This window comes from Sphingomonas palmae (assembly GCF_900109565.1).
Taxonomy (GTDB): Bacteria; Pseudomonadota; Alphaproteobacteria; order Sphingomonadales; family Sphingomonadaceae; genus Sphingomonas; species Sphingomonas palmae.
The window spans coordinates 905,611-920,181 of record NZ_FNZZ01000001.1; the positions used below are offsets into that span (position 1 = coordinate 905,611).

Annotated in this window: 13 protein-coding genes and 1 riboswitch; of the genes, 7 read left to right on the plus strand and 6 right to left on the minus strand. The window is 67.1% G+C overall.

Annotated features, from left to right (window positions below; genetic code table 11):
- The first annotated feature begins 22 nt into the window (after window positions 1–22).
- The gene (locus BMW51_RS04455; RefSeq protein ID WP_093003620.1) at window positions 23–493 is read left to right on the plus strand and encodes a RidA family protein; all 471 of its coding nucleotides are present in this window, start codon (window positions 23–25) and stop codon (window positions 491–493) included.
- Window positions 494–635: 142 nt separating this feature from the next.
- Window positions 636–1,766 (plus strand): GNAT family N-acetyltransferase, encoded by a 1,131-nt coding sequence (locus BMW51_RS04460; RefSeq protein WP_093003622.1) that lies wholly within the window; start codon window positions 636–638, stop codon window positions 1,764–1,766.
- A gap of 9 nt (window positions 1,767–1,775) precedes the next feature.
- Here BMW51_RS04460 and BMW51_RS04465 read toward each other — a convergent pair whose 3' ends face one another.
- The gene (locus BMW51_RS04465) at window positions 1,776–3,437 is read right to left on the minus strand and encodes a hypothetical protein (RefSeq protein ID WP_093003624.1); all 1,662 of its coding nucleotides are present in this window, start codon (window positions 3,435–3,437) and stop codon (window positions 1,776–1,778) included.
- Between the two features lie 80 nt (window positions 3,438–3,517).
- Window positions 3,518–4,735 (minus strand): argininosuccinate synthase, encoded by a 1,218-nt coding sequence (locus BMW51_RS04470; RefSeq protein WP_093003626.1) that lies wholly within the window; start codon window positions 4,733–4,735, stop codon window positions 3,518–3,520.
- Window positions 4,736–4,912: 177 nt separating this feature from the next.
- On the opposite strand from BMW51_RS04470, the gene BMW51_RS04475 reads away from it, so the two are divergent.
- The 4 genes from BMW51_RS04475 to BMW51_RS16010 all read left to right on the plus strand — a co-directional run bounded on the left by BMW51_RS04475 (window position 4,913) and on the right by BMW51_RS16010 (window position 10,390).
- Window positions 4,913–6,958 carry a S46 family peptidase gene (locus BMW51_RS04475; protein ID WP_093003627.1) on the plus strand — a complete coding sequence of 682 codons (2,046 nt, stop codon included), beginning with the start codon at window positions 4,913–4,915 and terminating at the stop codon, window positions 6,956–6,958.
- Between the two features lie 111 nt (window positions 6,959–7,069).
- Window positions 7,070–7,486 (plus strand): EF-hand domain-containing protein, encoded by a 417-nt coding sequence (locus BMW51_RS04480; RefSeq protein WP_093003629.1) that lies wholly within the window; start codon window positions 7,070–7,072, stop codon window positions 7,484–7,486.
- A gap of 91 nt (window positions 7,487–7,577) precedes the next feature.
- A riboswitch (cobalamin riboswitch) is annotated at window positions 7,578–7,808 on the plus strand.
- 173 nt (window positions 7,809–7,981) lie between these two features.
- Entirely contained in the window at window positions 7,982–10,018 is a 2,037-nt protein-coding gene (locus BMW51_RS04485) for a TonB-dependent receptor (protein WP_093003631.1), read from the plus strand.
- 204 nt (window positions 10,019–10,222) lie between these two features.
- The gene (locus tag BMW51_RS16010) at window positions 10,223–10,390 is read left to right on the plus strand and encodes a hypothetical protein (protein ID WP_177171510.1); all 168 of its coding nucleotides are present in this window, start codon (window positions 10,223–10,225) and stop codon (window positions 10,388–10,390) included.
- Between the two features lie 173 nt (window positions 10,391–10,563).
- Here BMW51_RS16010 and BMW51_RS04490 read toward each other — a convergent pair whose 3' ends face one another.
- From BMW51_RS04490 to BMW51_RS04505, 4 genes are read right to left on the minus strand one after another with little or no spacing between them, the layout of a single operon-like run.
- Window positions 10,564–10,992, minus strand: a complete 429-nt coding sequence (locus tag BMW51_RS04490; RefSeq protein WP_093003633.1) for a hypothetical protein — start codon at window positions 10,990–10,992, stop codon at window positions 10,564–10,566.
- A gap of 14 nt (window positions 10,993–11,006) precedes the next feature.
- The gene (locus BMW51_RS04495) at window positions 11,007–12,233 is read right to left on the minus strand and encodes an SAM-dependent methyltransferase (protein ID WP_093003635.1); all 1,227 of its coding nucleotides are present in this window, start codon (window positions 12,231–12,233) and stop codon (window positions 11,007–11,009) included.
- Window positions 12,234–12,289: 56 nt separating this feature from the next.
- On the minus strand, window positions 12,290–13,036 hold the full coding sequence (locus BMW51_RS04500) for a molybdopterin-dependent oxidoreductase (protein ID WP_093003637.1): 747 nt from the start codon (window positions 13,034–13,036) through the stop codon (window positions 12,290–12,292).
- Complete coding sequence (locus tag BMW51_RS04505; protein WP_093003639.1) at window positions 13,033–13,806, minus strand: cytochrome b/b6 domain-containing protein; 774 nt, start codon at window positions 13,804–13,806, stop codon at window positions 13,033–13,035. Before BMW51_RS04505 ends, BMW51_RS04500 begins: the two co-directional genes overlap by 4 nt.
- A 26-nt stretch (window positions 13,807–13,832) precedes the next feature.
- Between BMW51_RS04505 and BMW51_RS04510 the strand changes: the two genes are divergently transcribed.
- Window positions 13,833–14,450, plus strand: coding sequence for a flavin reductase family protein (locus BMW51_RS04510; RefSeq protein ID WP_093003641.1), 618 nt, complete (start codon window positions 13,833–13,835; stop codon window positions 14,448–14,450).
- The last annotated feature ends 121 nt before the right edge of the window (window positions 14,451–14,571 follow it).

Genomic DNA, 14,571 nt, shown 5'->3' on the forward strand with positions numbered 1-14,571 from the left:
GCCGCGCCCAATCCGCGAAGCCATGACCGACCAGATCGACCGCAAACTCGCCGACCTCGGGCTCGAACTGCCCCAGGCCGCCGCTCCCGTCGCCTCCTACACGCCGATCGTCGAGGCAGGCGGGCTGCTCCACATCTCGGGCCAGCTCCCGTTCAAGGACGGCCAGATCATCACCGGCCGCCTGGGTGACGACGTCAGCCTTGAGGCGGGTCAGGAGGCCGCGCGCGCCTGCGGGCTGATGCTGGTCGCGCAGATCAAGCAGCATCTCGGCAACCTCGCCCACGTCAAGCGCGTCGTGAAGCTCGGCGTGTTCGTGAATTCCACCCCCGATTTCACCGACCAGCCCAAGGTCGCGAACGGCGCGTCCGACCTGATGACCGCGCTGTTCGGTGACGCGGGCAAGCACGCGCGCTCCGCGGTCGGCGTCGCGGTCCTGCCGCTCGGCGCGGCGGTCGAGGTCGACGCCATCGTCGAGATCGAACGCTCGCTCTGATCCGCTAGGTTCGAGCAGGAAAACAAGAGGGGGCGGTCGCGCACGTAGCGGCCGCCCCTTTTCACATCGTACCCAAGCCCGGCATCGCGTCGCCGCTTGCCCCCCTACCCCTCACCTGCCCGCGCCCCTATCTTGGCGCGCAATGACCGCCATCACCGCACGGATCGCCGACGGCGTCGCCGCCATCCCCGCCGATCAGTGGGACGCCTGCGCCGGCACCGCCAATCCGTTCGTCAGCCACGCCTTCCTCAAGGCACTGGAGGACTCAGGCAGCGTCGGGCAGCGCACCGGCTGGCAACCGATCCCGCTCGTCATCGATGGCGACGACGGCACCCCGATCGCGGTCGCCCCCGCCTACGGCAAGAGCCACAGCCAGGGCGAGTACGTCTTCGACCACGCCTGGGCTGACGCATGGCAGCGGGCCGGTGGCGACTATTACCCCAAGCTACAGGTCGCCGCTCCCTTCACCCCCGTGCCCGGCCCGCGGCTGCTGCTGCGCGACCCCGCCGCCGCCCCGTCGCTGATCGCCGCGATCGAGGCCGTCACCCGCCAGCACGAACTGTCATCCGCACACGCCACCTTCGTCGCACCCGATCAGCTGCCGCTGTTCGAGGCCGCCGGCTGGCTGATCCGCGAGGGCACGCAATTCCACTGGCAGAATGCCGGCTACGCCACCTTCGACGACTTCCTCGCCGCGCTCGCCAGCCGCAAGCGCAAGGCGATCCGCAAGGAGCGCGCAGCGGCGGTAGAGGGCCTGACGATCCGCCACCTGACCGGCAGCGAGATCGGGCGGCGCGAATGGGACGCGTTCTGGACCTTCTACCAGGACACCGGCAGCCGCAAATGGGGGACGCCCTACCTGAAACGCGCCTTCTTCCCGCTGCTGGGTGAAGCACTCGGCGACCGCGTACTGCTGATCCTCGCCGAGCGCGACGGCGTGCCAATCGCGGGTGCGCTCAACCTGATCGGCGACGACGCGCTATACGGCCGCTACTGGGGCTGCACCGAGGATGTGCCCTTTCTCCATTTCGAGCTATGCTATTATCAGGCGATCGACGCCGCGATCGCGCGCGGGCTGAAGACGGTGGAGGCAGGCGCGCAGGGCGAGCACAAGCTCGCGCGCGGCTATTCCCCCGTGCCCACCTGGTCGGCGCACTTCATCCCCGATCCCGGTTTCCGCCGCGCGGTGTCCGACTTCCTCGTGCGCGAACGCGCCGCGGTCGAGAGCGACCAGCACTTTCTCGAACAGATGACCCCGTTCAAGCGCGGCTGACCGCGCCCGCTACTTCCCGATCGCCCCGGTCGCGATCAACCGCTCGCGCCGCCGCTGCATGAACTCGACGATATAGTGCGGGATGCCCAGCTCCTCGTCGGTCGCCTCTGGTGCGGGCACCGAGTGATCGATGCGGAACAGCACCGACGAACTCGTCGGCGAGCGCCACACCGGCACCAGCCCGGGCGCGAAGCGCGGGTCGTACTTTGGCGGGCGGATCAGCCAGACATAGTCGAACGCATCGCGCGGCAACCGCCCGATCGCGTAGTTGACCGGCCGCCACCACTCGCCGCGGCAGCGAACCTGCGTCACGATCTGCGTCGGATCGTGCGCGTAACCGCCCGCCGCGTCGTAATTGACCGTCAGCAGCTGCCCGCCCGCCATCGACCATTGGTCGTCGGTGTAGGCAAGCCGCCGCTCGAGCGCGAGCGCGGGCATGTGCTCCAGCCGGCTCATCCGCCAGTCGTTGCGGCAATTATGCCCGACGAACGACAGCAACCGCGCGCCGACCGGCACGTGATCGAGCGCGACCAGCTCCTCGTCGTAATCGCGATCGAACATCGCGAAACTCACCGTTGTGCCGGCGATCCGCACCAGAAAAAATGCGAGGCCGACCGCCGCCAGCACGCTCGCGTGGCGGAACGTCATTCCGGGCTTGGGCCGGATCGCGATCACCGCGATCGCCAGCATGAACGGCGCCAACCGCATGTCGGCATAGGCCGAGCCGAACACGATCCGCGGCAACAGGATGAAGACCGCCAGCATGAACAGCGCCGACAGCCCCAGATGCCGCGAATAGGTGATCCGCGGATCGCGTAGGCCCTTGAACAGCACCAGGTAGATGACCGCCACCGACGCGACGTCGAACCATAGCCAGCGGTCGCGCAGTGCCATCAGCACCCACATGATCTTGGTGCGCCAGTAGAAGAAGTCGGCGGTCTGCCCGGTCACGTCCGCGCCCGATCGCCACGCGACCATCAACATCATCGGCAGCGCCAGCGGCACGCAGCCGAGGCCTGCGCGCACCCAGCTCTCGACCCAATGCCCCGACTGGCGGTCTTTCCTGAGATCATGCTGGCGGATCATCTCGGCCGAGAAGGCGAGCACGCCCAGCACGCCCCAGCCGAACGTGTGGCACACCCACAACAGGCACGACAGCGGCACGAATACCGCGGCGCGCAGCCGCAACCGACCCAGCCGCGCCATCCGCAGCCACAGCGCAAACAGGCACAGCGCCAGCCCCATCGACAGCGCGAAATTCACGAACCCGAACTGGAACGGGTAACCGTAGGCGAGCGGCAGCGCGAACAGCGCGGTCGCGGGAATGCGCCCCTGCACCTCGCGCGCGATCCACAACAGCCCCGCGACCGTCAGCGCGGGAATTGCCATCACGATCAGCTTGACCGCGGGCTCCAGCCCGATGACCGGCGCCAGCGGCTCGATCAGCAAGTCGACGCCCAGATTACCGATCAGCGACCAGCGGAAGGTGTACCAGTCCGCCAGCCAAGCGTGCGCGCCGCGGTCGAGCTGGACGCGGTAGCGCCCCATGTGCCCGGGCAAATCGACGATCGGCGGGATGTCGGGCCAGATCAGCGGCACGCACGCAATCAGCGCCGCCGCGACGACGAACCACCTGGTCTGCCACCAATGAAGCCGCACCCCCGCGTCCATGTTCAGCGCCTTACGGGCGACAGGGGTGTGCCTGCAAGGCTGTCGTAACCGGGCGGGTCGCTGCGACCCGCCCGTGTCACTCAGCGATCGCGCCGCCCGAGCAAGCGCAACCGCAGCGCGTTGAGCTTGATGAACCCCGCCGCGTCGCGCTGGTCGTACGCGCCCTGGTCGTCCTCGAACGTCACGACCTTTTCCGAATACAGCGTGTTGAGCGACTTGCGCCCCGTCACCGACGCCAGCCCCTTGTAGAGCTTCAACCGCACCGTCCCCGACACCTTCTCCTGGCTGAGGTCGATCGCCGCCTGCAGCATCTCGCGCTCGGGCGAGAACCAGAAACCGTTGTAGATCAGCTCGGCATAGCGCGGCATCAGTTCGTCCTTCAGATGCGCCGCCCCGCGATCGAGCGTGATCGCCTCGATGCCACGGTGCGCCTCGAGGTAGATCGTACCGCCCGGCGTCTCGTACATGCCGCGGCTCTTCATGCCGACGAAGCGGTTCTCGACCAGATCGAGCCGCCCAATGCCGTGCTTGCGCCCGAGCTCGTTGAGCGCCTCCAGCAGCGTCGCCGGGCTCATCCGCTCGCCGTTCAGCGCGACGCCGTCGCCGCGCTCGAACTCGATCTCGATTGTCTCCGGCGTGTCGGGCGCGTCCTCCGGGTTGACCGTGCGCGAGTAGACGTAATCGGGCACCTCGTCCCACGGATCCTCCAGCACCAGCCCCTCGCTCGAGGTGTGGAGCAGGTTGGCGTCGGTCGAGAACGGCGCCTCGCCGCGCTTGTTGTGCGGAATCGGCACCTGCCTGGCTTCGGCCCATTCGATCAGCTTGGTACGGCTGTTCAGATCCCACTCGCGCCACGGCGCGATCACCTTGATGTCGGGGTCGAGCGCGTAGGCCGACAATTCGAAGCGCACCTGGTCATTGCCCTTCCCGGTCGCGCCGTGCGCCACCGCGTCCGCGCCCGTCTCGCGCGCGATCTCGATCAGCCGCTTGGAGATCAGCGGCCGCGCGATCGAGGTGCCGAGCAGGTACAGCCCCTCGTATTGCGCGTTCGCCCGCATCATCGGGAACACGAAATCGCGCACGAACTCCTCGCGCAGGTCGTCGATGTAGATGTGCTCCGGCTTCACCCCCATCAGCTCGGCCTTGGCGCGCGCGGGCTCCAGCTCCTCGCCCTGCCCCAAATCGGCGGTGAAGGTGACGACCTCGCAGCCGTACGTTTCCTGCAGCCATTTCAGGATCACGCTGGTGTCCAGACCACCGGAATAAGCGAGGACGACCTTCTTGATGGGCTCGGACATGCGGGCAGCGCTCCTGATACGAATATTCGCGCGCGGACCTATGCGCGCGCGCGCCACCACGCAACCGCAACCCGCCAGCCGAGTTCCCGCACGATACCTTGTCACATCCACTTGCCCCGCGAAACGAAGCGGCGCACACAAGCACCCGTAACAGATGCAACGAACAGGGATGCCCGCATGAGGAAGTTCGCCGCGCTCGCCGCCACCGCCGGGCTCGTCACCGCCGCCACCGCCAGCGCGGACGAGGGCATGTGGACCTTCGACGGCTTTCCCGCCACGCGGATGAAGGCCGCCTACGGCTGGGCGCCCGATCAGGCATGGCTCGACCGCGTTCAGGCCTCCGCCGTGCGCCTGACCGGCGGCTGCTCGGCCTCCTTCGTCTCGCCCGAGGGCCTGATCCTCACCAACCATCACTGCGTCGCGCAATGCGCGCAGGACCTGTCGTCCTCCAGCAAGGATTTTCTGAAGGACGGCTTCATCGCCGGCGACCGCGCGCGCGAGCAGAAATGCCCGGGCCAGCAGGCCGAGGTCGTGACGCAGATCACCGACGTGACCAAGCCCGTCACCGCCGCGATCGGCTCGCTGTCGGGCGAGGCGCTGACCAAGGCGCGCGACGCGCAGATCGCGCAAATCGAGGCGCAGAACTGCACCGACAAGGCGACCACGCGCTGCCAGGTCGTGACGCTCTACGGCGGCGGGCAGTACAAGCTCTACAAGTACCGCAAATATTCGGACGTGCGCCTCGTCTGGGCGCCCGAGTTCGCCGCGGCGTTCTTCGGCGGCGACCCCGACAACTTCAACTTCCCGCGCTACAATCTCGATGCCTCGTTCCTGCGCGCGTACGAGAACGGTCGCCCGGTTAGCACGCCTGCACACCTGCGCTGGAACCCGCGTGGCCCGATCGCCGAGGAAGCGACCTTCGTCGTCGGCAATCCCGGCCGTACCCAGCGCCTGTTGACGCAGGACCAGCTCGCCTTCCAGCGCGAGGTCGCGATCCCGCTCACCACCACATTGCTGTCCGAATGGCGCGGTCGCCTGATCGCCGCGGGCGCGCAGAGCGAGGAGCGCCGCCGCGAGGCGCAGGACTCGCTGTTCGGGACCGAGAACAGCTACAAGGTCTATTGGGGTCAGGCACGCGCGCTCGACGACGACGCCTTCGCCGCCAGCCTGGCGAAGAACGAGGCCGACCTGCAACGCCGCGCCGGCACGCGCTACGGCACGCCCTGGGCCGACATCGCCGCCGCCGACCGCAGCTTGCGCAACATCTACCTCGATTATTACTTCCTCGAGGCGCGTGCGGGCTGGACCTCCGACCTCTACGGCTATGCCAAGGCGCTGGTGCGCGCCGCCGCCGAGCGGCAGAAGCCCAATGCCGATCGCCTGCCCGGCTATACCGACAGCGCGCTGCCGCTGGTCGAGAAGCAGCTGACCGATGCCAAGCCGATCGAGCCGTGGCTGGAGGAGGCGAACCTCTCCTTCTGGCTCAGCAAGGCGCGCGAGTATCTCACCGCCGACAACCCGCAGGTGAAGGCGCTGCTCGGCCGCGAGTCGCCCGAACAGCTGGCAAAACGGCTCGTCTCAGGCACGAAGCTCGCCGATCCCGCGGTCCGCAAGCGGTTGTTCGACGGCGGCGCCGCGGCGATCGCGGCCTCCGACGATCCGCTGATCCGCTTCGTGCTCGCCAACGACGCCGCCGCGCGCAGCTTGCGCCAGCAATATGCCGCGCAGGTCGATGCGCCCGTTACTGCCGCGCAGGCGAAGATCGCGCAGGCGCGCTTCGCCGCCTACGGCGCGGGCAACTACCCCGACGCGACCTTCACGCTGCGGATCAGCTACGGCCGCGTGATGGGCTGGACGGAGCGCGGGCGCGAGATCCCGTACGAGACCAAGGTCGGCGGCCTCTACGAGCGCGCGACCGGCGCCGACCCGTTCCAGCTCGCCCCCGCCTACGCGCGCGCCAAATCGTCGCTCGACCTGAACACCCCGTTCGATTTCGTCACGACGAACGACATCATCGGCGGCAATTCGGGCTCACCCGTGATCGCGCGCGACGGCTCGGTCATCGGCGCCGCGTTCGACGGCAACATCCACTCGCTCGGCGGCAATTTCGGCTACGATCCGAAACTCAACCGCACCGTGGTCGTCTCTGCGGCGGCGGTGCAGCAGGCGCTGGAGAAGGTCTATCCCGCGCCCACGCTGGTGCGCGAGCTCGCCGCGCGCTGAGCTGCGCCTTCTGCGGCGCGCGTCGGACCCGTGCCGGCGCGCACCGCGTTCATGTGCCGTAAAAACGACGGGCGCCACCACGGCGCCCGTTTCCCTTGGAAAGTTGCCTGAATGACCCGCGCCCTTTTCTTCGCCGCCTTCGTCCTCCCGGCCCTCGCCCTCCCCGCCACCGCGCAGGAAACCCGCAAGAGCGCCGAGACCAAGCTCGACGGCGAGTTCGCCGCCTCCGACACCAACCACGACGGGTTCCTCAGCCAGGCCGAGGTGCTCGCACGGATGAGCAACATGAAGGTCGCTGGCGGCAAGAAACTCGACCCCGCGCAGGCGAAGAAGATCGCCACCCTGTTCATGGCGCGCGCCGACACCAACAAGGACGGCCGCGTCAGCGAAGCGGAGTCGCAGGCGCTGATGACCAAAGTCTTCTCACGCTACGACCTCAACCACGACGGCCGCGTCGACGGCGAAGAAGCCGCCGCCGCCCGAGCCGCGGCGCGCGCCGCAGGCAAGAGCGGCCCGACCGGGCGATAGCAGCGCCTCGCACACGCGAGCCCACCGCTGCCGGACGATCTTGCCTGTCCACCGGCCAGCGGCTAACCAGCCGACCACCGGTTGTTCGACAGCCGGTGATGATCGCGCTGGTGCCCTGACAAGGGCTTAATAGGGAACACGGTGAGGAGCGCGCGCTCCGAGGCCGAGGCTGTCCCTGCAACTGTAAGCGGCGAGCACGACGTGCGTGGTTCCTCAAACGGGGCCGGCCACTGGAGGGCGCCTGATCGCGTCACCTGGGAAGGCTAGTACGTCGCGGCGATGACCCGTGAGCCAGGAGACCTGCCAGCGTTGGGTCGCTCTTGCCTTGGCCCAGGGGATGGCTGCGGCACGGTTCTCCCGTCTGAGCGACGAACGAGCGGTGGAGGCCGCATCGTGCGTGTCCCGCGACGCTGATCGGCGTCGGCGCGCGGGTGCGCGCGACCGTTCGTGACGGCACGCCTCCGCCGGTAGTCGCTTGACGCCCGGAGAATACTGATGACGAAGACGATAGCGTGGTACCTGGCGGCGATCGCTGCGGGCACCAGCCTGCCGAGCGCGGCGCAGACGACGCAACCAGCCGAGCCGATCGGACAGACCAGCAGCACTCCTCGCGACGACATCGTCGTGTTCGGCCGGGGCGAGTCGAAGATCGGCGTCGCTCACGCCGCCAGTGAAGGCACTGTGGCGGGAAGCGACCTGCTGGTCCGCCCGCTGCTGCGCGTGGCCGAGCTGCTGGAGGCGGTGCCTGGCATGATCGCGGCGCAGCATTCGGGCAGCGGGAAGGCGAACCAGTATTTCCTACGCGGGTTCAACCTCGATCACGGCACCGATTTCACCACCTATATCGACGGCGTGCAGATGAACCTGCGCACGCACGGCCACGGCCAGGGCTACCTCGATCTGAACGGCCTGATCCCCGAGATCGTCGCGCGCGAGGACTTCCGCAAAGGTCCGTACCGCGTTGATGGCGGCGACTTCGCGCTGGCGGGCGCCGCCTACATGACAACGATCGACGGCTACGACCGGGCGTGGCTGTCGGTCGAGGGCGGCTCGTACGACTATGGCCGGATCGCCGCGGGCGGCACGATCGACGGCGTCGGCGCGGGCAAGCTGACGCTGGTCGGTCAGGCGCGCGTCTACGACGGGCCGTGGCAGGAGCCCGAGCATCTGCGCCATCTGTCCGGCTTCGCGAAGTATAGCGCGCCGGCGGGGTCGGGAACGATCCAGGCCTCGCTTCACGCCTACCATGCGACCTGGCGGCCGACCGAGCAGATCCCCGAACGCATCATCGGCTCTGCCATCTGCGCGGACGTGTTCTGTTCGCCCGACCCGACCGCGCGCGGTCGCACGACGCGGTTGATCGGCAACGTGGGGGTCACGCAGAGCGACTGGCGCGCGAACGTCTACGGCCAGTTCTACGACTGGTCGATGTACTCCAACCCGACCTACACCGATCCAGACGGCACCAGCGCGCAGATCCGTCAGTTCGATCGCCGCTGGATCGTCGGCGCGCGCGGTGAGAAGCGCTGGACGCTCTCGCCACAGCTCGCGCTGGCGCTGGGCACGGAGAACCGCTTCGACCACATTGGCAGCGTCGGCGTCGACCGCACCGCCGCGCGCGCGTTCCTGTTCTCGCTCGGTCGCTACCACGTCGAGGAAGCGTCGACCTCGCTCTACGGCGAGGCGACCTGGACGCCGCTCGCCGGCGTGCGCGTGATCGGCGGCCTGCGCGGCGACTATTACCATTACGCCGTCCGCGCGCGCGACAGCGCGGCAGCGGCGGCCGGTACGGGCAGCGGCGACGACGCGATCCTCTCGCCCAAGGCATCGATCGCCTGGGCGCCTGGCGAGCACGTCGAACTGTACGCCAATTGGGGCCGCGGCTTTCACTCCAACGACGTACGCGGCGCGGTCAACGTCGACACGCCGGTGCCGGTGCTGGTGCGCGGCGACGGGCGCGAGCTCGGCGCGCGCTGGCAGGGATCGGGGCTGACGCTGACCGCAACTTACTGGTGGCTCGACGTCGACAGCGAGCTGCGCTTCGTCGGCGATTCCAACGCGGTCGAACCGACCGGGGCGAGCGAGCGGCACGGCTACGAGCTCGTCGCCTTCTGGCGTCCGCTGCCGTGGCTGGCGCTCGACGGCAATTATGTCGTCAGCCACTCGCGCTACGACAACGGTGACTGCATCCCCAATGCGTTCGAGAATGCCGCTTCGGCCGGCGCATCGATCGTGCTCGATCCGTGGGAGGCGAGCATCCGCGTGCGCCATCTCGGGCCTTATCCGCTGATCGAGGACAACAGCGTGCGTGATAGCGGCAGCACGGTCGTCAACCTGCGCGCGGCGCGCAAGATCGGGCGCTTCCAGGTCTACGGCGAGCTGCTCAACATCCTGAACAGCCGCGACAAGGACATCGCCTACTATTACGAATCCTACATCCCCGCCTTCGACACCGCAGGTCCGACGGACGGACGCCTCAGCCGCGTCGTCGAGCCGCGCACGCTGCGGTTGGGCGCACGCGTGAACTTCTGACGAAATCGCGGCGGCCGGTCGGCTCGCTCCGATCGGCAGCCTGGCAAGCATCCTGACGAAGGCATGGACATCCCAAGTCCAATCTCGAACACGCCGGCTCGTCAGAAGAACTCGGCCGATTAGACCAATGTAGTACTTCTGCACTCATCCATTGCGGAGGGAAGACTAAGGCGATTGCAACCAGTTACCTGATAGCAGGTGCTTATGGACCTGCGGGATTATCTGATAGATATGGCGCGCGACGCTAGGCAAAAAGCGGCGGAAACCGACGATCCGGCGCTGCGCGCGACGCTCCATGATCTGGCAGACTATTGCGATGACGAAGTCGCTCGCTTGAACCTGGAGGATCAAGAGCAGCGCGTGGCAAGCTGAAGCGGGCGTGTCGATCGCTGCGCCGATGGCAGCGCGGTTCAGTTGCGGGAGAACAGCAGGTACGTCGCAGGACCGGATGTTTCGACTGCTCGCGACACCGATCGCATCCACCGGTTATAGCCGCCCCGCTGCGCACTATTTCCTTGCTGCTAGTCGTCCGCATTGCTGCCGAGCTAATGGGCGTAGGTGCCGCGTATCTCGACGCTGTCATAGGTGCGCTGCGCCCGATAAAGCGGCACCCCCGAGCACGCCTCAGGTTCGCTCGTCACCACGATTTTGGCGCCGTGCTCGCGCAATCGCGCGGCGACCTGCGCAATGTGTCGGGTTGGCCTGGGGGGCACACCGTCTCTCGTCCTGCTGCACAGCAGAAACGCTTCATTGTCGCCGTATTGCCAAACCTCGACCGCCCGGCGCAGCACTTCGTCGCCCTCGGGCAGCAACCCGGCATCATCGAAGAAGACGAGAAACGGACCCGGATTGGGATAACGGTCAGGCGACAGGTTCAGTAGTGGCGGCGGCGGCGCCTCAATTGTTTGCGCGACGACGCTGACGGGCACCGCAGCCGCGATCACGGCCCACACCGTCAGCAACGCCGTCGCCATCCGTCGCTTCACGCTCATCCCCGCAGCTTCCGCTCCTCCTCCAGCATGTAATCGCGCGTCAGCGGCAGTGCGTCGCGGTCGCGCGTGAACTGGATCTGAAAATTGACCAGCGGCCCGTTGGTGAACGACACGATCGCGCCGGCGAGATAATAGGTCCACATCCGAAAGAACCGCTCGTCGTACAGTGCCACGATCGCGTCGCGGTGCTCGACCGTCCTTTTGTACCATTCGCGCAGCGTGAACGCGTAATGCAGCCGCAGCACCTCTATGTCGCTGACGAACCAGCGGATGTAATTGTTCGCCTCCAGCACCTCCGACAGCCCCGGAATGTAGCCGCCCGGGAAGATGTACTTGTCGGTGAACTGGTCGGTGTACCCCGGCCCGTCGGCGCGCCCGATCGTGTGGAGCAGCATCACGCCCGTGGGGGTGAGCAGGTCGCGACACTTTTCGAGATAGGTGCGAAAGTTGCGCACCCCGACATGCTCGAACATGCCGACCGACACGATCCGGTCGAACGTCTGGTCTAGCGCGCGATAGTCGATCAACTGGAACCTGACCTTGTCCGCCACCCCAGCCTCTTCCGCACGCCGCTGCGCCACCTTCAACTGTTCCTCGGACAGCGTAATGCCCAGCACCTCCGCGCCGGTCTTCGCGTGGATGTACAGCGCCATCCCGCCCCAGCCGCAGCCGATGTCGAGCACGCGCATCCCCGGCTCGATGCTGAGTTTCGCGACGATATGCGCCTTCTTGTCCGCCTGCGCCTGTTCCAGGCTGTTGTCGCGGTCGGTGTAGTAAGCGCAGCTGTACTGTTTGTCGGCGTCGAGGAAGAGGTCGTACAATCGGTCGGACAGATCGTAGTGATGCGCGACGTTCTTCTTCGACTCCAGCGCCTTGTTGAGCCGAAGGAACCGGTGCCGGAACTTGCCCTTGAAATCGCGCCAGCGGTTCGCCGCCAGGTGGCTGGTCCCGTTCTCCCAGCGTGAATTGGCGGTGGCGAGCGTCAGCAGGTCGAGGATGTCGCCCTGCTGCAACGTCACGCGCCCATCCATGAACGCTTCCGCGAGCCCCAGCGCCGGATCGGCCAGGATTGCCCGGTACACGTTTTTGTCGTGGATCGTGAAGGTCACCGGCTTCAGTTCGGCGTCGGGCGCGCCGAAGCGGGTGGAGCTGCCATCGGGTTTGATAAGGGTCAGGTCGCCGCGACGGATCGCGCGGCGGAGGAAAACGTCGATCAATGCCATGCGGCGACCGCTAACGGATCGCGCGCCTGCCTGTCACTAGCCCACTAACGAAACTGTCAAATTCCCGCGTACCAATCGTAATCGACGTTATCTTCCCAGTAACCGCCCTGCCCCTTGCCGATGCCGGCCAGGCTATCCACCGCGGTGACCCGCATCAGATATTTGGCGTGCTTGTACCCCAGATGCCGTTCGACGCGCAGGCGACACGGCGCGCCGTGGCCCACGTCCAGGAAGCGGTCGTTCATCGCCCAGGCGAGGATCGTCTGCGGATGAAACGCGTCGACCATGTCAACCGACTCGTAATAAGGCGCGCCGCCGTACAGGTCGGCACAGGTGAACACGACAAAGCGCGCCGCGTCGCGTACCCCCGCCTGCTTGAGCACGTCTCCCAGCTTCGGCCCCTGCCACTTGCCGATCGCGCTCCATCCCTCGACGCAATCGTGCCGCGTGATCTGCGCGCGTTGCGGGAACTGCCCCAGATCGGTGAGCGACAGCGTCAACGGCCGCGCCACCAGCCCGTCGACCTGCAACCGCCAGTCGGCGAATCGCCCGGCCCTCAGCGCATTATACTCGGCCGTCCCCGGATCGCGCGTCCCGTTGGTGCGGAAATAGGGCGATCGCTGATCGGGCGTGAACTCGGGCGCCAGTGCGTCGCGGTTCATCAGCGCGCGCTGCAGCGCGCGGTGCATGTCCTCACCCTTGAAGATGATGTCACGCACCTGCGGCTGCGCGATCACGCGGTCGCACCCCGACAGCAGCAACCCCGCGCCGCCACTCGCAATAAGCGTCCTGCGCCGGATCATCGTACCGCCTCCGCGCGCGCGTCAGCGTCGTCGGGCACGCCGCGCTCGATCGCCGCCACGCGCCAGCGCCCCGAAATCATCGACCACAACTCGCGCCGCCATCCCGCCAGGATGACGAGCACCAGGTGCACCACCACGAACGCGGTGATCGCCGCCATCGTGATGAAATGGATCGAGCGCGCCGACTGCCGCCCGCCGAACAGCTCCAGCAACCACGGCCACGCCGCATCCATCCCCGGCGACATCGCGAGGCCGGTCAGAATGACGAGCGGCAGCGCCACGAACACGACGCCCGCGTAGCTTAGTTTCTGCAACGGATTGTACGCGCCCGGATGCGCCTCGTCGTGGAACTTGAACTGCAAATGCGCGCGCACATCGGCGGCCAGATGCACCGGGCTCAGGTCCTTCGCGCGCAGCCGCAGGTCACGTTGGAAATGCCGGTTGGCGAGGCTCGCGATCATATACCCCAGCAACCCGAACGCGAGCACCAGCGCGAAGAACAGGTGCCAACGCCGTGAGATCGCCAGATTATAGTTCTGCGGGATCGTGACCCACGCCGGGAAGCGCGGCAGCGTCGCCCAGGCAGGGTCGAAATTCGCGCCGTACCGCCCCCAGTACAGCCGCGGGTGCGCGTTGCTGATCCCCAGCCCCGATCCGATCAGGATGAAGATCGCCAGCGCGTTGATCCAATGCCACACCCGCGTCGCCAGCGCGTGCCGCCGGATGGTGACGGGGCCGGATGCGGGTTTCGTGATCGGCGATGCGTCCATTTCTCACTCATATCAGTTTCGCCGCCATGACCGAATGGCATTTCTACGAGCCCGCGAACGGCCACGGCCTCGCGCATGATCCCCTGAACGCGATCGTCGCACCGCGCCCGATCGGCTGGATCGGCAGCGTGTCGGCCGCGGGCGTCCGCAACCTCGCCCCCTACAGCTTCTTCAACCTACTCAACTACAAGCCGCCGCTGCTCGCCTTCTCCTCCAACGGCTGGAAGGATTCGGTCGCCAACATCCAGGAAACGCGCGAGTTCACCTGGAATCTCGCCACCCGCGACTTGGCCGAACAGATGAACGCCAGCGCCGCGACCGTGGCGAGCGAGGTCGACGAATTCACCCTCGCCGATCTCGAAACCGCCGCCTCACGCAAGATCGCCGCACCCCGCGTCGCCGCCAGTCCCGCCTCGTTCGAGTGCGTCTTAACGCAATTGATTAAACTCGAGACGCGAAGCGGCGAGCAAGTCGACACCTGGCTCGTCATCGGCGAGGTCGTCGGCATCCACATCGACCGCGCGATGCTGTCGAACGGCGTCTACCAGACCGCCCGCGCCCACCCGATCCTGCGCGGCGGCGGCCCCGGCGACTATTTCGAAATCACCGACACCGCAAAATTCGAGATGAAACGCCCGCGCTGAGGCGGAGCCAACGCCCTCTCCCCACCGGGGAGTTCCGGGTCGATCGTGCTCCCAGCACGATCTCAACATCGCGGGGCGATGCTGACCCGGAACTGGTTGGGTGAGGGGTAGCGGCTACACG